We start from the raw sequence: 25,226 nt of genomic DNA, 5'->3' as shown, positions 1-25,226 counted from the left end.
CCCCCTCGTTCCAGGAGATGTGGGCCGAGCTGCGGCGCATCGGCCGGGACGCGGACAGCGGCGGCTACCGGCGCCACGCCTGGACCGGTGCCGACGCCGACTGCCGCAACTGGTTCCAGGAGCAGGCCGAGGCCCGCGGACTCGCCTACGAGACCGACCGCAACGGCAACCAGTGGGCCTGGCTCGGCGGCCCTCCCCCCGCCTCCGGCGCGAGCGCCGCAAGCACCGGAGGTGCCTCAAGCACCTCAAGTTCCGCAAGCACGGGAGGCACCGCAAGCGCCTGGAGCGACTCCGCCGCCGGTGACGCCGTCGTCACCGGCTCACACCTGGACTCCGTCCCCGACGGCGGCGCCTTCGACGGCCCCCTCGGCGTCGTCTCCGCCTTCGCCGCGCTCGACGAACTCCGCCGCAGGGGAGCGGAGTTCACCCGACCCTTCGCGATCACCAACTTCGCCGACGAGGAGGGCGCGCGCTTCGGCCTGGCCTGCGTCGGCTCCCGCCTCGCGGCCGGGCAGCTGACCCGGGAGCAGGCGTACGCGCTGCGGGACGCCGACGGAGTGAGCCTGCCCGAGGCCATGGAGGCGGCCGGCCACGACCCGGGGACCATCGGCGCGGACCCCGAACGCCTGGCCCGCGTCGGCGCCTTCGTGGAGCTCCATGTCGAGCAGGGCCGGGCCCTGGACGTCTCGGGCCACTCCGTCGGAATCGCCAGCGCCATCTGGCCGCACGGCCGCTGGCGCTTCGACTTCCGCGGCGAGGCGAACCACGCGGGCACCACCCGCCTCGCCGACCGCCGCGACCCGATGCTGACGTACGCGGAGACCGTCCTGGCCGCCCGCCGCGAGGCCGAACTGGCGGGCGCGCTCGCCACCTTCGGCAAGGTCTCCGTCGAGCCGAACGGCGTCAACGCCATCCCGTCCCTCGTCCGCGGCTGGCTCGACTCGCGCGCCGCCGACCAGGCCACGCTCGACACGGTCGTCTCCGCGATCGAGCAGGCCGCGAAGGACCGCGCCCAGCGCGACGGCCTCGACCTCGCGGTCGTCCGGGAGTCGTTCACCCCGGTCGTCGAGTTCGGCCACACCCTGCGCGACGAGATCGGCCGGCTGCTGGGCGGACGGGCTCCGCTGCTCGGCACCGGCGCGGGACACGACGCCGGAATCCTCTCCGCGGCCGTGCCGACCGCCATGCTGTTCGTACGGAACCCGACCGGCGTCTCCCACTCCCCGGCCGAGTACGCGGCCGAGGACGACTGCGTCGCCGGGGTCCTCGCACTCGCCGACGTACTGGAGGGCCTCGCGTGCAGGTGACGACGTACTGGCTGGAGCACGCCTGGCTCGGCGCACACGTCGAGCCGGGGGTCGCCCTCGACGTCGCGGACGGCCGGATCACGGCCGTCCGCACCGGGGCGGAGGCCCCGGAACCGGGCGCCGAGGTGCTGCGCGGCCTGACGCTGCCCGGACTGGCCAACGCCCACTCGCACGCCTTCCACCGGGCGCTGCGCGGCCTGGTGCAGGTGGGCTCCGGGACCTTCTGGACCTGGCGCGACGTCATGTACCGGGTGGCCTCCCGGCTGACCCCGGACAACTACCACGCACTGGCGCGCGCCGTGTACGCGGAGATGGCGCTGGCGGGGATCACGGTCGTCGGCGAGTTCCACTACGTGCACCACGCGCCAGGCGGCCGCCCGTACGCCGACCCCAACGCGATGGGCGAGGCGATGATCGCCGCGGCGGCGGACGCGGGCATCCGCATCACCCTGCTCGACACGGCGTACCTGTCCTCGGCCATCGGGGACAAGCACGGCGGGGAGCCCCCGAACCGGCACCAGCTCCGCTTCTCCGACGGCACCGCCGAGGCGTGGGCCGAGCGGGTGTCCCTGCTCAAGGGCGGGGAGCTGGCCAGAATCGGCGCCGCGATCCACTCCGTACGCGCGGTCCCGGCGGCCCAGCTGCCCGTGGTGGCCGGCTGGGCGGCGGAGCACGCAGCGCCCCTGCACGTCCATCTCTCCGAGCAGACCGCCGAGAACGACGCCTGCCTCGCGGCCCACGGGCGCACGCCCACGCAGCTCCTCGCCGACCACGGCGTGCTCGGCCGGCGCACCACGGGCGTCCACAACACCCATCTGACGGACGGGGACATCCGCCTCCTCGGCGGCAGCGGGACCGGCACCTGCATGTGCCCGACCACCGAACGGGACCTCGCCGACGGCATCGGCCCCGCGAAGGCCCTCCAGGAAGCGGGCTCACCGCTGTCGCTCGGCAGCGACAGCCACGCGGTGATCGACCTCCTCGAGGAGGCCCGCGCGATGGAGATGGACGAGCGGCTGCGTACCCGCACCCGCGGCCACTGGACGGCCGCGGCCCTGCTGCGCGCCGCCACGGCCGAGGGCCACGCGGCTCTCGGATGGGACGACGCGGGACTGCTGGAGCCGGGCGCGCTCGCCGACTTCACCACAGTGGCGCTGGACTCGGTGCGCACGGCGGGCCCGCTGCCGCGGCTGGGCGCGGAGACCGCGGTCTTCGCCGCCACCTCCGCGGACATCCGGCACACGGTCGTCGCCGGGCGCCATGTCGTGCGCGACGGCGTCCACACCCTGGTGCCGGACGTGCCGTCGGCCCTGTCGGAGGCGATCGGGACGCTGCGCGGCTGAGCGGGGCGGATACGGGGCGACTCGGCGGGGGAGGGTGCCTGCCGCCGTCCGCGCGGCGCGCGCCCGCGCCGGTGCGTGGTGGGCCGCTCGTGCGGGGTCCCTCCGCGCGTGGCCCCCCGTTGCGCTCCCCTCATTGCGCTCCCTCTCGTGGGGTCCTCGGCAGCCGCGCCCCGCGCACCGGTCCTGCGGCGTCCGGGACGGGGCCGGGGTCACTCGTAACGCGGCAGATCCCCGGTGGGGATGGTCCAGTCGGCGATCGTGACGTCCTCGCCGTACTGGAAGTCCTTGCGCGTCGCGTAGCGAGGCCCGTCGGGGGTGTGGTGGATGTCGGAGAGGACCGCGCCGGACCCGGTACGGGGATCGAAGAGCGCGTACACGGGAATCCCGAGCAGAGGATAGTCGCGCATCTTGCCGACCCAGTCGTTGTCGGGGTTGGAGCGGGAGACGACCTCGATCGCGGCGATGAGCGTGCGCGGGTCGAACGGCCCGTCGCCCTCCATGTCCGCTTCGGCGATCACCATCACATCGGGGTGACGCACGATGTGCTCGGCGACGTCCTCCACATCGGGCTCGCCCGTGTGTGCGACCAGTTCCTCCGGCATGACCTTCTCGAGGCGCTTCCGGACGCGCAGCACGGTCAGCTCGTGAGGTCTGACGGGCGACATCATGTCGTGGACGATTCCTTCTTTGGAGATCTCGAACCTGCCGGGCAGTGTGTCGTCCATGGACCGCACGAAGTCCCGCATCGCCTGGTACCGGGAGGCGTCCTGCCGTGCGTCGTCCGGGGCGATGGCCATCGCGCGTGCTCCTCGTCTGTGCCCTGGGGCCCGAGTTCTCACGTTCATGCTAGGCGTCCTCCGCCGGGGCCGGGGTGTCGTGCGAACGGGCACATTCGCCGCAGAGGCCCGGCTCCGGAGCGCGGAAGGCCCGGTCGCAGCGGTCGCAGTTCTGCAGAGGGTCGACGGGGGAGCGGGCCGGGGTGGCGGGCAGCGGCGGAGGGAGCAGCGCGATGAGCCGGTGGGCCAGGAATCCGGCCGGGTGATGCAGCGGCTCGGGCGGCAGACCGTCGCTGAGGGCGTGCCGTAAGGCGTCCGGGCGGACGCCCCGCTCCAGCCAGGCGGCCACCGCGGGCGTGAGCCGCCGGACGTCCCGCTCGGGCAGCGTCAGCCGCGGTTCCCGGCCCCGCAGGCCCGTCAGCAGATCGGCGGCCGCGCGAAGGAGCGCGGGGGCGTGCACGGAGGGCGCCGGCAGGGGAGGCCGTGCCGGGGCGGCTGACACGACCGGGTTCTTCAGCGGGCGGCCCGCCGGTACGGCAGGCGTCCTCGACGGCGTCTGAGGCGGCGTCTGAGGTGGGGTCCGAGGTGGGGTCCGGCGCTCGGGCGGCGGTGTCCGGAGCCGCGGCGGCGGTGGCGCGGCCACCGGTTTCGGTGCGGGTGCGGGTGTGGACGCGGGTGTGGATGCGGGTGCCGGTCGGGGTCCGGGGGCCGGTCTTGGTGCCGGTTCCGGGGCCGGTTTCGGGGCAGGTCTTGGTGCCGGTTCCGGGCAGGCGGCAGCGGCCGCGTCGGCCGCCGCCTCACGGGCGTGCCGGGCGGCGGTGGCGGCCGGGTTGTTGTACGCGTACGTGACGGTGGTCCAGGTGCCGTCGGCGAGCCGTTCCCGGCGGCGTTCCAGGTAGCCGTGCTTCTCCAGTTCGAGGAGCGCGGCGGCGAAGCGGTCGCGGCCCTCGGGGAACCGCTCGGTGAGCGAGCGGATGTCCACCGCCGAGCCGTCGCGTAGCGACTGGATGTGCACGGCGAGTCCGATCGCCATGCAGGAGAGGCCCCGGTGCTGGGCGAGGTGGTTGCCGACGACCGTGAATCCGGACGTGTGTGCCTCGGTCACCTGATGGACGCCGCGGCGTGATCGGTGAACCGGCTTCCGGTCGTGCCGGGGCGCGTTAAGCTGCGTGACAGCCATCGGGAAAGCTTCCGTTTCCTGGGTGGTGAGGCCCTCGTTCGGGATGCCCGTCCCGGCCGGGGGCCGTCGCATGTGCCGTGGCATATGCGGGAGTTGTCGTGCCGACCTTGCCCTGAGCGCTTCGTCGGAATCCAGCGCTCCGGCGCAGGATCACTCGCGCGAGTGACCCGTGGACGGATGTTGCCGCGGTGGGGTGGGTTGGGTCTTTTCTCCCTGGTCATAGGGTGGTTGAGCGCCGGAGCCACCGGCATCCGGACGCCCGCTCCCCGGGTCTCCGGGGTACGGGTTTCCGGGCTTCGGGCGCGGGTCCGCCGCCGGTCGTGGTGGTGGCCGGAGGCCGGCCGGGGCGGGGTCGGGATGCCGGCTGCGCGGCGAGGCCGCAACGGGTCGGGCGGAGGCGCACACGGAGTCTGCGGCGCCGCAGTGGTGTGCGGCGGCGGGGCGCCGGGCTTCCCGGGAATGTCCCGGGCCGGTCCCGTGTTGCGCGAGACATGAACGGTGACGAGTTCGACCCGCGCACACTCCTCTCGGAGAGCCGCATCGGCGTCCTGGCCACCATCAAGTCGGACGGGCGCCCACAGCTCTCGCCGGTCATGCCGTACTACGACCGGGAGGCCGACGTCATCTTCGTATCGGTGACCGAAGGGCGGGCCAAGACGGCGAACCTGCGCCGGGACCCACGCGCCGCGCTGGAGGTGACCAGCCCCGACGGCTGGTCCTGGGCGACCGCCGAGGGCACGGTGACGCTCACCGGTCCGGGGACCGACCCGCACGGACCGGAGGTGGAGGCGCTGGTGACGTACTACCGCCAGGCCGCCGGTGAGCATCCGGACTGGGACGAGTACCGCTCCGTGATGGTGTCCGACCGCAGGGTGCTCATGACGATGCCGGTCGAGCACGTGTACGGCTCGCGGATCCGCTGACGGGCCCGCTCGGCTTCCGTGCACGGCCGGAGCACCCCGGCCCCCGTCCTCTCGAACGGCCCCGGCCCCGGGGCCGCCGGGCGAGGGCCGGAGGCGCCTGTGGAAGCATGGGGGAGCGACACGGTGTGCCCCTCTCCGCAGGGGGACGAAAGGCCACGGAGAGGAACCATGGGCAGCACCCTCATCACCCGCATCGGCACCCTCGTCACCAACGACCCCACCCTCGGCGACGGCGGCCCGCTCGGCCGGATCGAGGACGCCGCCCTGGTCCTCGACGGCGGCACCGTCGCCTGGGCCGGCCGCGCGGCCGACGCGCCCGCGGCCGACGAGGTGTACGACGCCGAGGGCCGCGCCGTCGTACCCGGCTTCGTCGACTCGCACTCACACCTCGTCTTCGCCGGCGACCGCACGGCCGAGTTCAACGCCCGTATGTCGGGCCGCGCCTACTCGGCGGGCGGGATCAGGACCACCGTCGCCGCGACCCGCGCCGCCTCCGACGAGGCTCTGGAGGCAAACCTCACGCACTACCTGGACGAGGCGCTGCGCCAGGGGACCACCACGTTCGAGACCAAGTCGGGGTACGGGCTCACCGTGGCGGACGAAGCGCGTGCCCTGCGCATCGCCGCCCGGCACACCGAGGAGGTGACCTACCTCGGCGCCCACATCGTGTCCCCCGACTACGCCGACGACCCCGCCGGCTACGTCGCACTCGTGACCGGTGAGATGCTCGACGCCTGCGCCCCGCACGCCCGTTGGGTCGACGTGTTCTGCGAGAAGGGCGCGTTCGACGGGGACCAGGCCCGGGCGGTCCTCACCGCGGGCATGGCCAGGGGGCTCGTTCCCCGCGTGCACGCCAACCAGCTCACCCACGGCCCAGGCGTGCAACTCGCCGTCGAGCTGGACGCGGCGTCCGCCGACCACTGCACCCACCTCACCCAGGCGGACGTCGACGCCCTGGCGAGCGGCAACACGGTCGCGACCCTGCTCCCGGGCGCCGAGTTCTCCACCCGCGCCGAGTGGCCCGACGCCCGGCGGCTGCTCGACGCGGGGGCGACCGTCGCGCTGTCGACCGACTGCAACCCGGGCTCGTCGTTCACCTCCTCCATGCCGTTCTGCATCGCCCTGGCGGTACGCGACATGGGGATGACACCGGACGAGGCCGTCTGGTCCGCCACGGCCGGCGGCGCCGCCGCACTGCGCCGCACCGACATCGGGCGCCTCTCGCCCGGCGCCCGCGCCGACCTGGCCGTCCTGGACGCGCCGAGCCATGTCCACCTGGCCTACCGCCCGGGCGTTCCGCTGGTCCGCGGGGTGTGGCGCCGGGGGACGCGAGCGGTCTGAAGGGCCCCGCTCCCCGTCGCGCACGCCTCCGCGGGAACCGGGAGTGTCTAATCAACGGCGGATCTGATGATCAAGGAGACGCCAAAGATGACCGACACCGTCGTTGAGCACGAGCCCGCTGAGCAGCCGGTCCAGACGCCGTCGAGTGGGGCGACGGACGAGCAGTTGATCGCGATGCTGGTGGACCGCGCCCGTTCGGACGGGCTGCAGCTGACCGGTGAGGGCGGGCTGCTGCAGCAGCTCACCAAGCGGGCGCTGGAGTCCGCGCTGGAGGGCGAGATCACTGACCACCTCGGCTACGAGAAGCACGACGTGGACGGCCGGAACAGCGGGAACAGCCGCAACGGCACCCGGGCCAAGACCGTGCTGACCGACGTCGGCACCGTCGAGGTCAGGGCGCCCCGGGATGTGGCCGGCAGCTTCGAGCCGCAGATCGTCAGGAAGCGGCAAGGCAACCCCTCAACGCCTTCCAGATCGCCTTCGAGGGCCGCCTTACCCCGAGCAACAACTGACCACTCAACCACCAAGATCAACCGTCAACTTGACGCACCCTTGTTGCTAACGTTGCCCGGGAGCCGGTGATCGCGACGGGGGAGACGACGATGACGTTCGGCGAGGAGTGGGCGCAACTGGTCGCACAGGCCAGGCAGCGGCAGTCCGCGGGGATGCGGCTCAATCAGCTGGAGCCGGGATCAGGCGGTACAGCCGGCCAGGCTGGCACCGGTCTGGTGGTCAGGCAGGACGATCTCGGGGCGGTGGGACAGGAGGCTTTCCTGCTTCACGGCGAACTGCGCGAGAAGGCGGACATCGTGGGTGCGGGCGCCGACAAGAACGGAGAGGGCTCCACCGCGCGGGCGGCCAAGGAATTCGCGGACCGCAACCTGGCCATGGGCGGCGAGCTCTACACGACGTTGTCGGTGTGGGACTCTCAGGTGAAGACCGTCCTGCAGATGTGCGCACACATCTCGAACCACCTGGACTACTCGAAGAGGCTGCACGCCCATGACGACGGGGCGATCGCTGCCGCCCTTCGTGGCCGGGACGGGACCGCCATGCCGGTTTCCGAGATCTCCAAGTACGTGCGCTGACGGGGAGGGCGGCAGATCGATGGGCACGTTCACCTATTCCGACCTCATGGCACTGGATCTCGGCAGGCTGGGCACCGCCGTCACGGACTGGGAGACGATGGCGGGGAAGCTCGCGAGGCTTCAGACCGATGCCAGGGACGGTCTGCTGAAGAAGTCCGAAGCGGCCCGTTGGCAGGGTGTCAACGCGACCGTGACCAGGGACTTCGTGCGCAAGGCTGTCAAGGAGTTCAGTGATCTGCACAAGGAGGCGCAGAGCATTCACGCCGTGCTCGCCGACGCCCACGGCGAACTCTCGCAGATCCAGAAGAAGGCGAAGTCGCTGACCGACGAGGCGCGCAAAGGTGACCCGGACCGATCCCCCGACCCCGACAACGGCCTGCTCGTAACGGACGGCGGGAACGGGACGGTGAAGGTGATCGAGGCGGTCTGCGACGCGAAGGGAACATCCCAGCGCACCAGGGACAGGATGCAGTGGTACGCCGATACCCTCACCGGCCTGGTCGCCCACGCCGCGGAGATAGACGCAGCGGTCACCCGGGCCCTGCGCAAGTCCCACGGCGGTGACCCGCACAACGCCGGCCATGCCTCGTACACCTCGCTCGACGAGGACCAGTTGCCGCGCGCGATGAAGCTCGCCTCGCTCGGTGAGGACGCGAACGACAGTCAGCGGGCCGAGCTGCGACGGCTGTGGCAGTCGCTGAGCCCCGAGGCACGCGGGGAGATGTGGGCGAAGCACAAGGACGAACTCCTCTCCGCCGGGATTCTCTCGCCCCGTTCGAAGCGCGTGGCCGCGGACCCGGGGGCGGGCGGATACGGCGTCGAGTCCCCCGGCGCGCACGACCAGTGGATCCAGGCGCAGGCTGTCGCGATGTCCACCGCGGGTGACTTCGTCGGGAACACCGATGCCGCGTACCACATGGACCACTACCTGCGCGGGCTCGGTAGCCCGGTGGATCTGGACGTGGACCGGATGCTCACGGACGACGCGGTACTCCGGCAGACCGCCGAGTACGCCATCCAGGACGAGCAGGAAAGATGGCGCGAGCAGGCTCTGGCCGCGTTCGAGGAGTCGGGCGGCAAACCCGTGGCCATCCCGGTCGAGACCGCTCCGCAGAGCTACACCCACACCGACCGCAACTGGTACCTGGCCGTCGGCAGCGGCATGACGAACACGACGGGTACCGTCACGGTGGTGCCGGGCGAGAACGGCGAGCCCAAGGTCAGTCTCGACTACCAGGTGAACGTCTGGGACCGATACAACTGGGACCCAGGTAAGACGACCCCCATCGGTCCGACCGAGGTGACCGACGCCGACATGGCCCGGCTGCACACCACGGGTCTGGCCAGAGAGTTCGACATGCGAGGCAGCGGATCGGTGCAGCACCACGACCTGAGTTCGAGCGGCGGTCTTCCCGCCCCCGAGGACCCGGGGCGCGAGGGGACGCGCACCGATCCGGGACGGAACGGGGACGCTCGATGACGCGGACACTTCACCACTCCCGAGCGAAGCGCGTTCTCCTCGCCGCCGGCGCGGTGGCCGCGCTCTGTCTGACCGGCCCGTTCCTCTCCGCCTGCTCCGGCGCAACCGAGTCCGGTGCGGCGGACAGGACCAGTGAAGTACCCGGATGGGACGAGACGGCCACCCCTGCGACGGTCAGCCGGCAGATGAACATCGACCTTCCGCCCAAGGCCGCCGACATACGTGCGGCACGTCAGAACGGATTCCAGGACGACGGACTGCTGCTGGCCTTCACCCTCCCCACTTCCGGGGTGAACGCCTTCGTGGAGCAGCTCCGGCCCGAGAGGGAACTGAGACAGCGCGACGAGCCCCGCAAGAGTGTCGCCAAGCCCATGACCCCCTTCTCCCACCTCGATCTCCCCGAACCCGAGTCATTGCCGGACGTACGGGAAGGGCAGGTCTGCGCCCCCTGCGGCGGAGACCTGAACTCCCTGGCGATCGCGGTGCACAGGCTGGGCGACAGCGAGAGCCGGGTCTACCTCAGGGCAGTCGACTGACAGTGAGGATGTGTCGTGGTGACGCTGCGGGTGGGTCTGACTCTTTGACTCTCACGGAGCTGGCCGCGGCGACGGGGGTGTCCGCCAGGACCCTCCACGACGGATTCCGCCACTTCCACGACACGACCCCGATGGGCTACCTGCGCCGGGTATGACTGGAACGCTCTCTGGCAGCGCTTCAGTGTGCCCCCCGTGATTCGCCCCGTTGGCACCGCCTTTCACAGGACTTCACCCCTCTTCCCCGGGCGGTCACCGTGCGCCCCTCACTCCCTGTCGCGGGACGATTTCGGCCGGTACCGTCCTGTCCCGGGGAAGCGCAAGGGGGAGACCGGGGGGTCGAGTTGAGCGGTGTGCGCATTCGTGTCGTCAGGCCCGGGGAGCTGGACGACGGGGAGGCCGATTCCTGGCGTGAGCTGCGGGCCAAGTCCGGCGCGCCCGCCAGTCCCTTCATGGAGCCGGAGTTCACCCTGGCCGTCGCCGGCGTGCGGCAGGACGCCAGGGTCGCGGTCGTCGAGGACGAGGGGGTTCCGGCCGGATTCTTCCCGTACCAGAAGGGTCCGTTCGGACACGGCCGGGCCATCGGTCTCGGCGTCTCCGACTGCCAGGGGGCCGTGCTGCGGCCGGGATTGCGCCTCTCCGCCCGCGAGCTGCTGCGGGCCTGTTCGCTCTCCGTGTGGGAGTTCGACAACCTGGAGGCGGGACAGGACCTTTTCGGGCCGGGCAGCGCCGAGGAGTTCGTCTCGCCGGTGATCGACGTGGGCGAGGGGTACGCCGCCTACGAGCGACGGCTGCGCGAGCAGTCGCCCAAGTTCCTCAGGACCACCATGGCCAAGGAGCGCAGGCTGGGCCGGCAGGCGGGCGAGGTGCGGTTCGTCTTCGACGAGCGGGACCCCTCGGCGCTGCGCACCCTCATGGCCTGGAAGTCCGCCCAGTACCGCAGGACCGGCCGCCGTGACCGGTTCGCCCGGGAGTGGATCAGCGCGCTCGTGCGGCGGTTGCACGACACGCGGGCGCCGGGCTGCTCGGGCGTGCTGTCCGTGCTGTACGCGGCGGAGCGCCCCGTCGCCGCGCATTTCGGACTGCGCTCGCGCACGGTGCTGGCCTGCTGGTTCCCGTCCTACGACACCGCGTACGCCAGGTACTCGCCGGGGCTGATCCTGCATCTGCGGATGGCCGAGGCCGCCGCGGCCGCGGGCATCGGGATGCTCGACCTCGGCCGCGGCGCCGCCGAGTACAAGGACGCCCTCAAGACCGGTGAACTGCGCGTCCACGAGGGCTCGTCCACCCGGCCCGGCCCCGGCGCGGCGCTCCACCGGCTGAGCCGCGAACCGGGGCGCCGCGCCCACAGCTTCGTCCGCCGCCGACCCCGCCTCGCCGGGTACGCGCAGCGGACGCTCGGCCGGATCGGGCGGCTGAGGGGCGACTGACGGGCGACTGACGGGCGGGTGAGCGGGGCTGAGCGGGCCGAGAGGCGACCGGCCCGCCGGGCGGCCGTTGCACCCGTCCGATCCGTCGCACTCCCGGCCCCCACGGGCTGCCGCACCTGCTGCGCACCTCCACGCCCCGATCGCCCCGAAGGCCCGGATCGCGCCCATCGCACCGGCGCCCCGAGGGCCCGGGTCGCACCGGACCACACCGAAGGCCCGGACCGCACCGGGTCGCACCGGCCGGCACCCGGACGGCACCCGGACGGCACCGACGACACCACTCGGGAGACCTGCATGCCGCACACTCCGCCCGCCCCGCCGCGACCGAGCCCCATGCAGGTCGCCGAGCTGGACCTCGACACGCTCGATCCGCCGCCGTGCGCGCGACCCCGCCCGGCCGGGAGTGTCCCCGCCCGCGGCGTGCTCGCCCTGCGCCCGGCGCCGGGTGGGGCCCGGGTGGGGCCGGGGGAGGTGTTCGTGCTCGTACGGCACCGGGGCCGCCCCGTCGGCACGCTCACCGCGACCGTGCCGGATGGCGCCGACCCGGCCGGATTCCTGGCTGCCGTGGCCCGGGTCCGCCTGGCCGGAACCGCCGCCGTCCCGGGCCGCCCGGCCGAGGGCGCCGCGGACCGTACGGCACGCGGCGACGGGCCCCGCCACCGCGCGGGATGACCTCGATGACCCTGCGCTGGCGGTCCGTGAGTCCGGAGCTGTCGGCGCGGACGCATCCTGGGTGAGGCGGGGCTCAACATCGCCGGCATGCAGGTCTCGCGTCAGGAGGAGGGCGGTGAGGCGCTGGTCGTGCTCACCGTCGACGACACCGTGCCGCCGAACGTGCTCAGCGAGATCGCCGAGGAGATCGGTGCCACGTCGGCCCGTTCGGTGAACCTCGACACCTGAGGCCGGTTCCCCCGCGCTTCCCGCACCCGTCTGCCGCACGCCCGTCCCGCACGGGCGTGCAGGGAGGCGGGTGCGTCGCGTTCACCGGGTGCCCCGGGTCCGTGGCGGGGCGGGCCGGGTGCGGTGCCGCACCGGCGGGGGCCGTCGGGGCGTGTGGCGGTGCTCCGGCCTCGGGGGCGGCGGTGGTCCCGTCCGCCGCGCGACCGGCGGTCCGTGCCGTTCCGGGGGCCGCCCGCCCGGTGGGCGGGAGTACGGCGGCGGGCGACGGGCGGGCCGCCAGGGCCACGGTCGCGGCCGTCGCCGACAGCAGCCCGGCCAGCGCCGGGCCGAGCGGGAGCGCCAGGGCCACCGGGGCGGCGACGGCCGCCGACCACGCCAGGGCCAGTGCGCAGCAGTCCCCGGCAGGGCGCGGCAGCGGTACGGCGGGAAGAAGCCGGGGTGCCGCCCACAGCGCCACCGCCACGGCCGCGAGGACCACCGGGGCGGTGGCCGCGCCGGGCGGGGCGGCGTCCGGTACCGGTGGGCCGCCCCAGACCTCCCCGAGTACGGCGGCCGGTCGCGTCAGCCCCAGCAGAACGATGGGCGCGGCCCACAGCACCGAGCCCAGGTGGACCAGACCGGAGGCGGCGGCGAGCCCGGTGAGCACGCCCCGTGGCGCACGGAGCCGTACGGCCGTGAGCAGCGCCGCCGCGCACAGCAGATACGCGGGGACGGCCCAGCCCGACGGCACCGCCGCGCGCAGCACCCCGCCCGCGGCCGCGACCACCGCGAGACCGCCGAGGGCCGCGGTCGCCACCGCTGCCGCCGGCGCCCGCCACGCGGCCGCCAGGGCCAGGGCCGCCGCCGCCAGGAGCAGCATCGCCGGTTCCGCCGAGTCGGCCGGGGAGGCCGCGGACACCGACAGCCAGAGTCCGGTCAGCAGGGACCATCCGCCCGTCGTCACGGCGCAGACGACCGCCGGCACCCGCACGGCCCTCCGCCGGGCCGTGAACGCGACCACGACATCGAGGCTGGCGGTCGCCAGCGTCGCCCACGCGGCGGCCTCCGGGCCGCCGCCCGCGGACAGCGCCCACAGCGGCAGCGGGAGCTGCCCCGCCACCACGGCGCCGGGCAGCGGCAGGCGCAGCCCGCGGGCCGCGCGCGCGTACCCCGCCCAGACCGCGGCGAGCACACCGGCGGCCACGGCCGTGTAGGCCAGGGCGTCCGTCCCGGGCAGCACCGCACGCCTGAGCGCGTAGGCGTCGAGGACGGTGAGGACGAGACCGAGCGCCGCCACCGACTCCGCGGTCGAGACGAGCTTGTGGCGCAGCAGCAGCAGCGGTGTCCCGAGGGCCGTGACGGTCACCGCGCCCAGGACGAGCGCACGGCCGCCGATGCCCATGTGCCCCCAGCTGACCACGGTGAAGGCGACGGCGGCGATCGTCAGCAGGATCCCGCCGAGGGCGAGCAGGACGTTCTGCGCGCTCGGCGGGGACGCCTCGGCGGCCGTCCCCTGGGAGCGGGCGGGGCCCGGGGCGGGTCCCGCGGCCCGCAGGGCCGTCAGCAGCCAGGCCCTGCGGGCCAGCAACCGGGCCCGGTGGGCGTCGAGTTGGACCAGTTCGCGATCGATGAGCCGGAGCTCCTCGGCCGGCGGCAGCGCGTTCTCCATGACGGCGAGTGTGGTGCGGGACACAGGGCGACCGGATGGGCGCGGATACTCAGATCCGCGGTGAGTACCCGTGCGCCCGGTGCCGGTGCCGGTGCCGGTGCCGGTGCCGGTGCCGGTGCCGGTGCCGGACCCGGCCCCGGGTCGCGGTGGGGGTCCCGGCCCGCCGAACGGAGTTTGAAGGGAACCCGCCGGTACCTGTATGGTTCAGTGCGTTCCCGGGCGATTAGCTCAGCGGGAGAGCGCTTCGTTCACACCGAAGAGGTCACTGGTTCGATCCCAGTATCGCCCACCGGCAGAGGCCGGTCCGTCATCCGACGGACCGGCCTTGTGCGTTCCCGGCCCACCCGTGCTGACCCGCCGCCACCGTGGCGGCGACGGGCAGGAGTTGCCGGGGCTTTGCGCGTTCGCCTTGACGCGATCCCGGTCATTGGCTTGAATGCGCGGGGAGAGGTCCAGACCAATCGCCCGCCACGGTGAGGAGCCGCTCTCCCGCCGCGCCCCAGCGGCGCCGGCGCACCGGCGGCAGGCGGGGGAGACCCGGCCGGGTGCGGACCGGCGGCCGGTACGGCCCCACGGAGCGTACGGGTGTCCCGAAGCGGCGGGGCACCCGTACCCGTCTCCGGCGTGCCGCACGCGCCGCGCGGCCGTCACGCCGCGGCGGTCATGCCGCCCGGGCGGGGATCTCGGGGCGCAGCGGCCATGCCGGATCCACCGACTCCTCCGAGCCGTTCCGGGCGAACCACGCCTGCAGCCCCCGTGCCTGCGCCGCGTGCCACACCGCCTGCAGCGTGTGCAGCTCCGCCGCGGACAGACGCTCCAGGCGCGCGGCGTAACGGCGGCCGACCGCCCGGACCACGTCCAGGGCCGCGGTCGCGTCCGCCGCCGCGTCATGGGCCCCGTCCAGCGTCACCCCGTACTGCCCGCACAGGTCGGTGAGCGTGCGGCGGCCCTTGCGGTAGCGGTCCAGATGCTTGTCCAGCACCCGGGGATCCAGTACGCACATCGGGACGTTCTCGAGGTAGCGCGCCAGCGACGAGGCGCGGTGGCGGCGCAGTTCACGGTCCAGCAGGGTCAGGTCGAACGGCGCGTTCATCACCACGAGCGGGCGGCCCGCGGCGCACTGCTCGGCCAGCGACCGGCCTATCTCCTCCATCACCGGGGCGGGCCAGCGGCCGTGGTGCTGCAGGTGTTCCTCGGTGAGGCCGTGCACGGCCGTCGCCTCGGCCGGTACCGGCACACCCGGATTGACCAGCCAGCCGGTGACGCGGGTGCGTCCTCCCGGCGAGTCCTGGACGACGAGCGCGGCGGACACGATCCGGTCCCGCTCGACGTCAACTCCCGTTGTCTCGGTGTCGAATGCGGCCAGGGGCCCCTCGTACCAGCGCGTCATCCCCGAACTCCTCGCCCATGCCTGGCAGATGGTGATATCCCCTGCCCGATTCGGTGATACCCGGACCGTTTGCGCACTACGCAGGCGGGTGACAACACAGATGACGGGGCGCACTGCTGACGGTCCGTCGTGACGACCAACCACCATCGGCACAGCCCGGAAGGCAGACGCAGCCATGGCGCTCGCGCAGCCCGAACCGGGTGCGCTGCCCGAGCGGACCGCACCGCTGCGCGGAGCACTCGCCACCACCGCCTGTATGGAGACCCTCCAGGTGGGGTACCTCCACGCGGTCGCGGCGGCCGCCGGCTGCTCGCTGTCCCAGCCGTTCCCCGACAACGGGATCGACTGGCACGTCAGCCACAGCGCTCCCGGACACACCGTCGACGACGAGGTCACCATCAAGGTGCAGTTGAAAGCCACGTACCAGCTCGCGCCCCGTCCACCCGGCCCCGCGTTCTCCTTCACCCTCGACAACGAGCACCTGGCGAAACTGGCCCGCACTCCCGTGTCGGTGCACAAGATCCTCGTCGTCATGATCGTGCCGCGGACCCGGGACGAGTGGCTGCGGGCCGGCCACGACCGGCTCGACCTGAGGCACTGCTGCTACTGGACGAACCTGGCCGGCCACCCGGTGACGGGCCGGCGGCGGACCACCGTGCGGATCCCGACCTCTCGCATCTTCGACGACCGGGCGCTCTGCGAGATCATGACGCGGGTCGGGACGGGAGGGAGACCCTGATGCACCGTCCGACCGACGAAGGCGCCCCGCGGCCCGCCGGCTCCCCCGCGGTGCCGTTCGCCCGCCCCGAGCCCCTGCCGTTCCCCGACGGCGTGCCCGCCCCCTGGTGCGGCAGCGGCGTGCCCGACCCCGCCCTGGTGGACCCCCTGGTGCTGGGGGCGCTGCTGCACCGGCACGGGTGGCGCAGACGGGGCGGCGCGGCCGGCCGGTACGCCCGCTGGACCCCGCCGGGGCCCGGCACCGGCTCCACGAGCCTGCTGGTGCCCGAGAGCCGGGAGTTCCCCGACTGCGAGGACCTGCTGGGCGAGGCGCTGACCGCCCTGGCGGGATCGGCCGCGCCCTCGGCCCGCGAGGTGCTGGTGGGGCTCGCCGTGCCGAGCGACGAGGTCCGCTGGTGGCGCGACGTGCCGCAGGGCCCGTCGGGCGCGGCGTCCTGGACCGTGCAGGAGCAGTTGCGGTCCGCGGCCCGGCAGTTCCTGCTCGCGGGCGCACTCGCCGTACGCGGGCGCGCCGGCTACCACGGCGCGCGGCACCGGCGGCAGGCGCGGGCGGTACTGGAGGGCGTCCTGGTCGGGCCGGCGCCGGGTGGGCGCGGGCTCACCGCCTTCCTGCCCGTGGACACCGGCCGGTCCGTCGCCGTCCGGCTGCACCACGCCCTGCACGCCGCTCGCGAGGCCGTCGACTACCAGCGCGCCACGGGCGGGATGGACGCCTTCGACACGGCGGTCGCGGCGGGGGTCAGCCGTGAGCTGACCGAGGCCCTCGTGGCCCTGGTGCGGGGTGCCGAGGGCGCGCGGATCGCGGTGGCGTGGTCGCCCTCGGCGGGGGTACCGGAGGGCTGCGCTGCCCGGCCCGAGCCGGTGGAGTTCTCCCCCGGAGACCTGCCCGCGCTCCGTGCCGCCGGTGCCCGGTATCTGCGCGAGGAGCCGTCCGTGCCCGTCCGCGTCACCGGCACGGTGGTCCGGATGCGGCGCTCCGGCACGCGCGGTGAGGGGACGGTGCGGCTGCGCGTCCTCGCCGGGGCCGAGGTCCCGTACGTGCGCGCCGTCCTGGACGAGGAGTCGTACCGGACCGCGGGCCACGCCCACCTCGTGGGGCTCCCCATCCGCGTCGTCGGCCGCCTGGAGAGCCGCGGCGGCTTCCGGCGGCTCAGCGACGCCGGCGAGGTGGTCCCGATGCAGGTCGACGAGGCGGAGCGGGACAGACTGATGAAGGCGCTGCACGAGAATCTCGACTTCTTCGAGGAGGCGTGCGGAGGGGAGGACTGAGCGGCCGGCGGCCGGCGCCGTGCTCCGGGCGGGCGCCGCGCCTGCTCCTCTGCTCCTGTTCGCCTCCGCTCCCGTTCTCCCCGGCCCGGCCGCCCCGCACCGCCGCGGCCCCGGCGGGGGCGGCACGCCGGGCCGGGCCGGCCGACCCGCGCGGCGCCCACCGCTCGCGGGCGCGGTGCCCGCGCTGCGCGTTTCGCGGCGGCGATCCGTCGCTCGGTAGCATGACGAGTGCACGCGCGACACCCCTGCGCGTGCTTCCCTTCAGACAGGAGAGACCGGTGTCAGACGTCCGTGTGATCATCCAACGCGATTCCGAGCGGGAAGAGCGCGTGGTGACCACGGGCACCACGGCGGCCGATCTCTTCGGCGGCGAGCGCACCGTGATCGCCGCGCGGGTCGGCGGGGAGCTGAAGGACCTGGCGTACGAGGTGGGCGACGGCGAGACCGTCGAGCCCGTCGAAATCTCGTCGGAGGACGGGCTGAACATCCTGCGCCACTCCACCGCGCACGTCATGGCGCAGGCGGTGCAGGAGCTGTTCCCGGAGGCCAAGCTCGGTATCGGCCCGCCGGTCCGGGACGGCTTCTACTACGACTTCGACGTGGAGAAGCCCTTCACCCCCGAGGATCTCAAGGCCATCGAGAAGAAGATGCAGGAGATCCAGAAGCGCGGGCAGCGCTTCTCGCGCCGCGTCGTCACCGACGAGGCCGCGCGTGCGGAGCTGGCGGACGAGCCGTACAAGCTGGAGCTCATCGGCATCAAGGGCGCCGCCTCGCACGACGACGGCGCGGACGTCGAGGTGGGCGGCGGCGAGCTGTCCATCTACGACAACCTGGACGCCAAGACCGGCGAGCTGTGCTGGAAGGACCTCTGCCGGGGCCCCCACCTGCCCACCACCCGCAACATCCCGGCGTTCAAGCTGATGCGCAATGCGGCGGCCTACTGGCGCGGCAGCGAGAAGAACCCGATGCTGCAGCGCATCTACGGCACCGCCTGGCCGTCGAAGGAGGAGCTGAAGGCGCACCTGGACTTCCTGGCCGAGGCCGAGAAGCGCGACCACCGCAAGCTCGGCAACGAGCTGGACCTGTTCTCGTTCCCCGACGAGGTCGGCTCCGGGCTCGCCGTCTTCCACCCCAAGGGCGGGGTGATCCGCCGGGTCATGGAGGACTACTCGCGCAAGCGCCACGAGGAGCACGGCTACGAGTTCGTGTACTCGCCGCACGCGACCAAGGGCAAGCTGTTCGAGAAGTCGGGCCACCTGGACTGGTACGCCGAGGGCATGTACCCGCCCATGCAGCTCGACGAGGGCGTGGACTACTACCTCAAGCCCATGAACTGCCCGATGCACAACCTGATCTTCGACGCGCGCGGCCGCTCGTACCGTGAACTGCCGCTGCGCCTCTTCGAGTTCGGCACGGTGTACCGGTACGAGAAGTCGGGCGTGGTGCACGGTCTGACCCGGGCCCGCGGCTTCACCCAGGACGACGCGCACATCTACTGCACCCGCGAGCAGATGGCGGAGGAGCTGGACACCACCCTCACCTTCGTCCTGGACCTGCTCCGCGACTACGGTCTGACCGACTTCTACCTGGAGCTGTCCACCAAGGACCCGGAGAAGTTCGTGGGGTCCGACGAGGCCTGGGAGGAGGCCACCGAGGTGCTGCGGCAGGTGGCCGAGAAGCAGGGCCTTCCGCTCACCCCCGACCCGGGCGGCGCGGCCTTCTACGGCCCGAAGATCTCCGTCCAGGCGAAGGACGCGATCGGCCGCACCTGGCAGATGTCGACGGTCCAGCTCGACTTCAACCTCCCGGAGCGCTTCGACCTGGAGTACACCGGCCCGGACGGCACCAAGCAGCGTCCCGTCATGATCCACCGGGCGCTGTTCGGGTCCATCGAGCGCTTCTTCGCGGTGCTGCTGGAGCACTACGCCGGTGCCTTCCCGGCCTGGCTCGCGCCCGTCCAGGCCCTCGGCATCCCGATCGGCGACGCCCACGTCCCGTACCTTCAGGAGTTCGCCGCCAAGGCGAGGAGGCAGGGGCTGCGCGTCGAGGTGGACGCCTCCTCGGACCGGATGCAGAAGAAGATCCGCAACGCCCAGAAGCAGAAGGTGCCGTTCATGGTCATCGCGGGTGACGAGGACATGGAGCACGGCGCGGTGTCGTTCCGCTACCGCGACGGTTCGCAGGAGAACGGCATCCCGGTCGACGAGGCCATCGCCAAGATCGTGAAGGTCGTCGAGGAGCGCACCCAGATCTGAACCGGCCGGTAGGGCCGAACCGGCCGGTACACCCGGGCCGGCCGGTGGCGCCCGGCCCGGCACGCACCCGGTCAGGAGGAGGCCCCCGGGGGACGAGCGTCCCCCGGGGGCCTCCGCTCGTCCTCCCGGGCGAAGACCTGGATCAGCCAGGACGAGAAGGACCCGGTTACCGCGCCGAGCAGCGCCAGCCCGCAGATCATCAGCCCGACCGCGACGGTCCGCCCCCAGGCGGTCACCGGCGTCACGTCGCCGTACCCGACGGTCGTCAGCGTCGCGCACACCCACCACACGGCGTCGCCGAAGGTGAGGATCGTCGCCCCGGGGGCGGTCCGCTCCTGGTGGTAGACCGCGAGCGCCCCGGCCCAGCCCAGCAGCACGGCGCTGAGACCCGCGTAGACGATCACCCGTACGTACAGGTCGAGCACCGGCTGGTCCCGCCGGCGCTGGAGCGTCGTGTACAGCTTGACCAGCCGCAGCGGGCGCAGCAGCGGCAGCAGCAGCACCACGGCGTCCAGCCAGCGCGTCCGCAGGAAGCGGGGCAGCCGCTGACCGCTGAGCCGCAGGCGCACCGCGAAGTCGGCCGCGAAGACGAACCACATCAGCAGCATCGTCGCGAGGGCGATCTCCCGCCAGACCACGTCCACGTCGTGCGCCAGGATCCGCACCGAGTACGCGGCCAGGAAGACCAGTGAGGCGTAGAAGAGCGGCAGCTCGACCCGCTGCTCCCAGCGGTCGAGCGGGGTGTCTCCCTCGTCGACGTCCATCCGGCCAGCATCGCGGGGAGCCGCCCGGGTCCGCCCCGGCGACACGCTCCGTACGGGCGAAGTCATATGCTGCACCACATGACGAGTGAGCCGGAGCAGCAGATCGGGGTCGGCATCCAGGACGCCTTCCAGCGGCTGTGGACGCCGCACCGGATGGCGTACATCCAGGGCGAGAACAAGCCCACCGGCCCGGGGGCCGGCGACGGCTGCCCCTTCTGCTCCATCCCCGCCCAGTCCGACGAGGACGGACTCGTCATCGCGCGCGGCGAGAGCGTGTACGCGGTGCTCAACCTGTACCCGTACAACGGCGGCCACCTGATGGTGGTGCCGTACCGGCACGTGGCCGACTACACCGGTCTCGACGCCGCCGAGACCGCTGAACTCGGCGAGTTCACCAAGCGGGCGATGACCTGCCTGCGGACGGCCTCCGGGGCGCACGGCTTCAACATCGGCATGAACCAGGGGACGGTGGCCGGCGCCGGTATCGCCGCGCATCTGCACCAGCACGTGGTGCCGCGCTGGGGCGGCGACACCAACTTCATGCCGGTCATCGGCCACACCAAGGTGCTGCCGCAACTCCTCGCGGACACCCGGAAGATGCTCGCCGAGACCTGGCCCGCCGGGTAGTCCGCGACACCGGCCCCGGGGCGCCGCACCGGGGGCGCCGACACTTTCCCCGGGGCGCCCCCGCGGACGCACCGGGGCCACCGCGTCACACGTCGTACACGTCCGCCTTGCCCGGCATCGGGTCCTGCACCCCCGCGCCGAGGAACGACGAGCGGGTCCCGAAGCGCTCCGTGTCGACGCCGTTCTCCTCGAGGACCCGCATCGCGGCGGAGTGGGCCACCCGCAGTACCGGCGTCGCCGCCCGCATCGCGTCGTCCGCCATGAAGCGGTGCCGCCAGGGCTGCTCGGCCCAGGCGTGCCGCAGCCCGAACGGCTCGGGGAGGACCAGCTTCCCGCCCAGGAAGTCCAGCAGCGGCGGGTACCAGGTGAACGGCGCCCGGACCATCTGACGTACCACCTCCGCGGTCTCCACCAGCGGCAGCTTGCGCTCCACGGTCTCCCAGAACCGGACGGTCTTGGCGACCTCGACGGTCTTGGCCGCGGGCTTGCTGGTGAAGAGGGAGTGCACCGGGCCGAGAGCGTGCCCGGTCACCTCGATGCGCAGGGTCTCGAAGAGAACCGTCACCGTGATCATCATGGTGATCACCAGCTGGCCGTCCCACAGGGTGAACTGGACGCCCAGATAGTGCCGGTTGCCGCTCCCGAACTGCTGGTGGTCGCAGATCCGCTGTATCTCGTGGCGCTTCACCTGGAAGGTGTCCACGTCCTGCCCCTCCGGCCGGGCCACCTCCGCCGCGCCCTCCCCGACCGGGACCACGATCCAGTGCTTCACCGACGGCTTGGGGAAACCGCCCGTGTTCAGCGGGCCGCGCTGGAGCAGCGTCAGCCGGTCGTGGATGACCTTGATGACGTCCCAGCTGCGGAACTGGTGGAACTCCTTGCCGGGCTCCTTCGACACCAGCTCCTCGGCGAGCTGCCAGCTCCCCCAGCGGGTGCCCATGCCGAGTATCCCCTTGGGGCCGGCGTAGAAGACCGTGTTGGACTGCTGCTCGGCGGTGAGCTTCTCCAGGCCCTGGCGCAGTTCCTCGGCGGCCGTCTCGTTCGGGTTGCCCGGCACGGCCTCCGGGACCTTCGCCCCGATGCCCCCGCCGGAGAGGAGGCCGTCCCAGCGGGCCCGCAGGTCCGTCGCCGTGTTCTCGCAGATCCGCTTGGCGAACAGCCAGCCGATCACCGGGGCGACGATCATGGCCCGCAGGTAGTACGCCCAGAACCCGCCGAACGGCAGCGCGATCAGGAACAGCACCGCGAGGACGCCCACGGCGGCCAGCAGCGCCGACCCGACGGCGCCGGTCTTCCTGCCCTGGGAGCCCGCGAGGGTGCGGCGCAGCTGGAACACGCCGATCCACAGCAGCGCGCCGGGCAGGAACAACAGCCCGAACACCGCCATGACCGCGGTGAGCCGGGCGTCCCGCTGCTTGCGGATCCGGCTCGCCGCCAGCGCGTGCTCCACCACGGCCTGCGGTTCGGCGCCGAACGACTGGATCAGCGGTTTGCGGGCCCCGCCGAGCATCCGCACCTGGACCGCCCGCGCGAAGGCCTCGCCGAGATTCGGCTCGAAGAGCGAGAACCTGCCCTTCTTCACGGTGGACTTGTGCCACTCGTTGTCGGCCTTGAGTATCTCCTCCAGCGGACTGTCCCGGTAGGCGGCCGAGGCGAGGGCGTGCGTCGCCGCCGTCTGGCCGGCCGCCCCCTGCACCGGGATCTGGGCCCCGGGGGAGAAATCGAATGCCTGGTCCGCCACTACCGCCCCCATCGCCGCACCGTCCGCACTGCGGCCTTCCCGACTGCCGCGCCCCGTACACCTGCTGAGCTGCGCAACACAGCGTAGCGGGGGCGTGGCCCACGCGTCAGCACCGTCTTCCGGCCCCCGGGGCGCGCGCCCGTCACGCAAGTGCCGCCCGCCGGAAGCGAGTTCGGGGGCGGCACTTCCGGTCCGCACGGGCTCCGCGGCGCGGGACCGCGGTCCTGCCCGCGGGCGGGCGCGCGGGGCCGCGGTGTCTTCCCGGCGGGCCCTACGCGGCGGCCGTCGTCTCCTCCCTGACCTTGGCCGCCATCTGGGGCGGCATCGCCTCGTGCCGCGCGTACGTCCGGTCGAAGCGGCCGGTCCCGTGCGAGATGGACCGCAGGTCCACCGCGTACCGCCCGATCTCGATCTCCGGCACCTCGGCGCGTACGACCGTCCTGCCGGTGCCCGCCTGCTCGGTGCCGACCACGCGGCCGCGGCGGCCCGACAGATCGCTCATGACGGCGCCCACGTACTCGTCCGGCACCATCACCTGCACCTCGGCCACCGGCTCCAGCAGGTCGATCCGGGCCTGCGCCGCCGCCTCGCGCAGCGCCAGCGCGCCAGCCGTCTGGAACGCCGCGTCGGAGGAGTCCACCGAGTGCGCCTTGCCGTCCAGCAGCGTCACGCGCACGTCGACGAGCGGGTGGCCGGCCGCGAGGCCCTTCGCCGCCTGCGCCCGTACGCCCTTCTCCACCGAGGGGATGAACTGGCGGGGGACGGCGCCGCCCACCACCTTGTCGACGAACTCGATCCCCGAGCCCGGCGGCAGCGGCTCCACCTCTATCTCGCAGATCGCGTACTGGCCGTGCCCGCCGGACTGCTTCACATGGCGGCCCCGCCCGGCGGACGGCCCGGCGAACGTCTCCCGCAGCGACACCTTGTGCGGCACCACGTCCACCTGGACCCCATACCTGCTGCGCAGCCGCTCCAGCGCCACGTCCACATGGGCCTCGCCCAGGCACCACAGCACCACCTGCCGGGTGTCCTGGTTCTGCTCCAGCCGCATCGTCGGGTCCTCCGCGACCAGCCGGGCCAGCCCCTGGGACAGCCGGTCCTCGTCGGCCTTGCTGTGCGCCCGGATGGCCACCGGCAGCAGCGGGTCGGGCATCGCCCACGGCTCCATGAGCAGCGGGTCGGCCGTCGAGGAGATCGTGTCGCCGGTCTCGGCCCGCCCGAGTTTGGCCACGCAGGCGAGATCGCCCGCGATGCAGCTGCCGACGGTGCGCTGCTGCTTGCCGAACGGCGAGGAGAGCGTGCCGACGCGCTCGTCGACGTCGTGGTCCTCGTGCCCGCGGTCGGCCAGCCCGTGCCCCGACACGTGCACCGTCTCGTCGGGGCGGAGCGTCCCGGAGAACACCCGGACCAGGGACAGCCGGCCGACGTACGGGTCGGAGGCGGTCCTGACCACCTCGGCGACCAGCGGACCGTCCGGGTCGCAGCCGACTGCGGGCCGCGGCCGGCCGTCCGGGGTGGTGACCGCGGGTGCCTCGCGTTCCAGCGGGGTCGGGAAGCCGCCGGTGATCAGTTCCAGCAGCTCCACCGTCCCCAGGCCCTGCCTCGCTCCGTTCACCGCCGGCGCGGCGGCCAGCACGGGATGGAACACGCCACGCGCGACGGCCTTCTCCAGGTCGTCGATGAGCGTCTTGAGATCGACCTCCTCGCCGCCCAGATAGCGCTCCATGAGCGTCTCGTCCTCGCTCTCGGCGATGATCCCCTCGATCAGGCGGTTCCGGGCCCCCGCCAGCAGCGCCTCCTGCTCGGGGCCGGGCGCCTTCTCGACGCGCTCGCCCGCGGAGTAGTCGTACAGCTTCCGCGACAGCAGCCCCACCAGTCCCGTGACCGGAGCGTGCCCGTCGGCGGCCTCCGGGCCGTACTGCGGCAGATAGAGCGGCAGCACCGCGTCCGGGTCGTCACCGCCGAACAGCCGCCCGCAGACCTCGATCAGCTCGTCGAACCCGGTCCGGGCCGTCTCCAGATGGGTGACCACGATCGCCCGGGGCATCCCGACCGCCGCGCACTCCTCCCACACCATGCGGGTCGAGGCGGGCACGGCGTCGGCCTCCTGGGCCGCCGAGACAACGAAGAGGGCCGCGTCCGCGGCTCGCAGACCGGCCCTGAGCTCCCCCACGAAGTCGGCGTACCCGGGGGTGTCCAACAGATTGATCTTGTATCCGCCCCATTCGACCGGGACGAGACTCAGCTGTACCGAACGCTGCTGGCGGTGCTCGATCTCGTCGTAGTCCGAGACCGTCCCGCCGTCCTCGACGCGTCCCGCCCGGTTGACCGCCCCCGCCGTCAGGGCCAGCGCCTCCACCAGGGTCGTCTTCCCTGATCCGCTGTGGCCGACCAGCACCACATTCCTCACGGATGTCGGCCGGTCGGCCGTCGTAGCCCTGCCGGCGGCTCCGGATTGCGCATTCGCCTTGTCGCCCATGATTCGTTCCTCCC

21 protein-coding genes, 1 tRNA gene and 3 pseudogenes are annotated in these 25,226 nt (G+C 73.1%); 17 read left to right on the top strand and 8 right to left on the bottom strand.

Going from position 1 to position 25,226, the window contains the following annotated elements:
* The first annotated feature begins 17 nt into the window (after positions 1-17).
* On the top strand, positions 18-1,307 hold the full coding sequence (locus DDW44_RS11735; protein WP_108908806.1) for an allantoate amidohydrolase: 1,290 nt from the start codon (positions 18-20) through the stop codon (positions 1,305-1,307).
* Positions 1,298-2,650 (top strand): formimidoylglutamate deiminase, encoded by a 1,353-nt coding sequence (locus DDW44_RS11730; RefSeq protein WP_017945820.1) that lies wholly within the window; start codon positions 1,298-1,300, stop codon positions 2,648-2,650. The genes DDW44_RS11735 and DDW44_RS11730 overlap by 10 nt, the downstream gene beginning before the upstream one ends.
* Positions 2,651-2,859: 209 nt before the next feature.
* Here the strand turns inward: DDW44_RS11730 and DDW44_RS11725 are convergent, their stop codons facing one another.
* Positions 2,860-3,447, bottom strand: a complete 588-nt coding sequence (locus DDW44_RS11725; RefSeq protein WP_027733311.1) for a Uma2 family endonuclease — start codon at positions 3,445-3,447, stop codon at positions 2,860-2,862.
* A gap of 49 nt (positions 3,448-3,496) precedes the next feature.
* Complete coding sequence (locus tag DDW44_RS11720) at positions 3,497-4,531, bottom strand: hypothetical protein (protein WP_108906372.1); 1,035 nt, start codon at positions 4,529-4,531, stop codon at positions 3,497-3,499.
* Positions 4,532-5,097: 566 nt separating this feature from the next.
* Between DDW44_RS11720 and DDW44_RS11715 the strand changes: the two genes are divergently transcribed.
* The 9 genes and pseudogenes from DDW44_RS11715 (at position 5,098) to DDW44_RS11680 (ending at position 12,073) form a co-directional block, all read left to right on the top strand.
* Positions 5,098-5,529 carry a PPOX class F420-dependent oxidoreductase gene (locus tag DDW44_RS11715; protein WP_027733309.1) on the top strand — a complete coding sequence of 144 codons (432 nt, stop codon included), beginning with the start codon at positions 5,098-5,100 and terminating at the stop codon, positions 5,527-5,529.
* A gap of 168 nt (positions 5,530-5,697) precedes the next feature.
* Positions 5,698-6,870: an imidazolonepropionase gene (hutI, locus tag DDW44_RS11710; RefSeq protein WP_018889851.1), complete on the top strand. Its 1,173-nt coding sequence runs from the start codon at positions 5,698-5,700 to the stop codon at positions 6,868-6,870.
* A gap of 174 nt (positions 6,871-7,044) precedes the next feature.
* A pseudogene (locus DDW44_RS11705) lies at positions 7,045-7,320 on the top strand (transposase); the annotation flags it as partial.
* A 152-nt stretch (positions 7,321-7,472) separates the two neighbouring features.
* Positions 7,473-7,958, top strand: a complete 486-nt coding sequence (locus DDW44_RS11700) for a hypothetical protein (protein WP_167455574.1) — start codon at positions 7,473-7,475, stop codon at positions 7,956-7,958.
* A 46-nt stretch (positions 7,959-8,004) separates the two neighbouring features.
* Positions 8,005-9,438, top strand: a complete 1,434-nt coding sequence (locus tag DDW44_RS11695; RefSeq protein ID WP_244224004.1) for a hypothetical protein — start codon at positions 8,005-8,007, stop codon at positions 9,436-9,438.
* Complete coding sequence (locus DDW44_RS11690; protein WP_018889854.1) at positions 9,435-9,974, top strand: hypothetical protein; 540 nt, start codon at positions 9,435-9,437, stop codon at positions 9,972-9,974. Before DDW44_RS11695 ends, DDW44_RS11690 begins: the two co-directional genes overlap by 4 nt.
* A gap of 44 nt (positions 9,975-10,018) precedes the next feature.
* Complete coding sequence (locus tag DDW44_RS33645; protein WP_483027306.1) at positions 10,019-10,129, top strand: helix-turn-helix transcriptional regulator; 111 nt, start codon at positions 10,019-10,021, stop codon at positions 10,127-10,129.
* 195 nt (positions 10,130-10,324) lie between these two features.
* Entirely contained in the window at positions 10,325-11,401 is a 1,077-nt protein-coding gene (locus DDW44_RS11685; RefSeq protein ID WP_018889856.1) for a GNAT family N-acetyltransferase, read from the top strand.
* A gap of 294 nt (positions 11,402-11,695) precedes the next feature.
* A complete protein-coding gene (locus DDW44_RS11680) occupies positions 11,696-12,073 on the top strand; it encodes a hypothetical protein (RefSeq protein ID WP_244224249.1) in 378 nt (125 codons plus the stop codon).
* Here DDW44_RS11680 and DDW44_RS33520 read toward each other — a convergent pair.
* Positions 12,036-12,143: pseudogene (locus DDW44_RS33520) on the bottom strand (transcriptional repressor LexA); the annotation flags it as partial. The gene DDW44_RS11680 and the pseudogene DDW44_RS33520 overlap by 38 nt on opposite strands.
* Between DDW44_RS33520 and DDW44_RS11675 the strand changes: the two are divergent.
* Positions 12,122-12,301: pseudogene (locus DDW44_RS11675) on the top strand (ACT domain-containing protein); the annotation flags it as partial. The pseudogenes DDW44_RS33520 and DDW44_RS11675 overlap by 22 nt on opposite strands.
* Here DDW44_RS11675 and DDW44_RS11670 read toward each other — a convergent pair.
* A complete protein-coding gene (locus tag DDW44_RS11670; protein ID WP_244224003.1) occupies positions 12,240-13,973 on the bottom strand; it encodes a hypothetical protein in 1,734 nt (577 codons plus the stop codon). The pseudogene DDW44_RS11675 and the gene DDW44_RS11670 sit on opposite strands and share 62 nt — an antisense overlap.
* 193 nt (positions 13,974-14,166) lie before the next feature.
* Between DDW44_RS11670 and DDW44_RS11665 the strand changes: the two genes are divergently transcribed.
* A tRNA-Val gene (locus DDW44_RS11665) sits at positions 14,167-14,238 on the top strand.
* A 372-nt stretch (positions 14,239-14,610) separates the two neighbouring features.
* Here the strand turns inward: DDW44_RS11665 and DDW44_RS11660 are convergent.
* A complete protein-coding gene (locus DDW44_RS11660; RefSeq protein ID WP_017945532.1) occupies positions 14,611-15,339 on the bottom strand; it encodes a 3'-5' exonuclease in 729 nt (242 codons plus the stop codon).
* A 175-nt stretch (positions 15,340-15,514) separates the two neighbouring features.
* On the opposite strand from DDW44_RS11660, the gene DDW44_RS11655 reads away from it, so the two are divergent.
* The 3 genes from DDW44_RS11655 to thrS all read left to right on the top strand — a co-directional run bounded on the left by DDW44_RS11655 (position 15,515) and on the right by thrS (position 19,601).
* The gene (locus DDW44_RS11655; protein WP_108906369.1) at positions 15,515-16,078 is read left to right on the top strand and encodes a DUF4365 domain-containing protein; all 564 of its coding nucleotides are present in this window, start codon (positions 15,515-15,517) and stop codon (positions 16,076-16,078) included.
* The gene (locus tag DDW44_RS11650; RefSeq protein WP_108906368.1) at positions 16,078-17,346 is read left to right on the top strand and encodes a hypothetical protein; all 1,269 of its coding nucleotides are present in this window, start codon (positions 16,078-16,080) and stop codon (positions 17,344-17,346) included. Before DDW44_RS11655 ends, DDW44_RS11650 begins: the two co-directional genes overlap by 1 nt.
* Positions 17,347-17,624: 278 nt before the next feature.
* Positions 17,625-19,601 (top strand): threonine--tRNA ligase, encoded by a 1,977-nt coding sequence (gene thrS / locus DDW44_RS11645; protein ID WP_108906367.1) that lies wholly within the window; start codon positions 17,625-17,627, stop codon positions 19,599-19,601.
* Positions 19,602-19,672: 71 nt separating this feature from the next.
* Here thrS and DDW44_RS11640 read toward each other — a convergent pair whose 3' ends face one another.
* Positions 19,673-20,365: a potassium channel family protein gene (locus DDW44_RS11640; protein ID WP_108906366.1), complete on the bottom strand. Its 693-nt coding sequence runs from the start codon at positions 20,363-20,365 to the stop codon at positions 19,673-19,675.
* Positions 20,366-20,431: 66 nt separating this feature from the next.
* On the opposite strand from DDW44_RS11640, the gene DDW44_RS11635 reads away from it, so the two are divergent.
* Positions 20,432-20,992, top strand: a complete 561-nt coding sequence (locus DDW44_RS11635) for an HIT family protein (RefSeq protein WP_017945537.1) — start codon at positions 20,432-20,434, stop codon at positions 20,990-20,992.
* Between the two features lie 85 nt (positions 20,993-21,077).
* Here the strand turns inward: DDW44_RS11635 and DDW44_RS11630 are convergent, their stop codons facing one another.
* Positions 21,078-22,733 carry a hypothetical protein gene (locus tag DDW44_RS11630; protein WP_108908805.1) on the bottom strand — a complete coding sequence of 552 codons (1,656 nt, stop codon included), beginning with the start codon at positions 22,731-22,733 and terminating at the stop codon, positions 21,078-21,080.
* 271 nt (positions 22,734-23,004) lie between these two features.
* Complete coding sequence (locus DDW44_RS11625; RefSeq protein ID WP_026164904.1) at positions 23,005-25,212, bottom strand: elongation factor G-like protein EF-G2; 2,208 nt, start codon at positions 25,210-25,212, stop codon at positions 23,005-23,007.
* Positions 25,213-25,226 lie beyond the last annotated feature (14 nt).

It is taken from the genome of Streptomyces tirandamycinicus (assembly GCF_003097515.1).
Taxonomy (GTDB): domain Bacteria; phylum Actinomycetota; class Actinomycetes; order Streptomycetales; family Streptomycetaceae; genus Streptomyces; species Streptomyces tirandamycinicus.
This window is presented reverse-complemented; position numbering and strand designations above follow the sequence as displayed.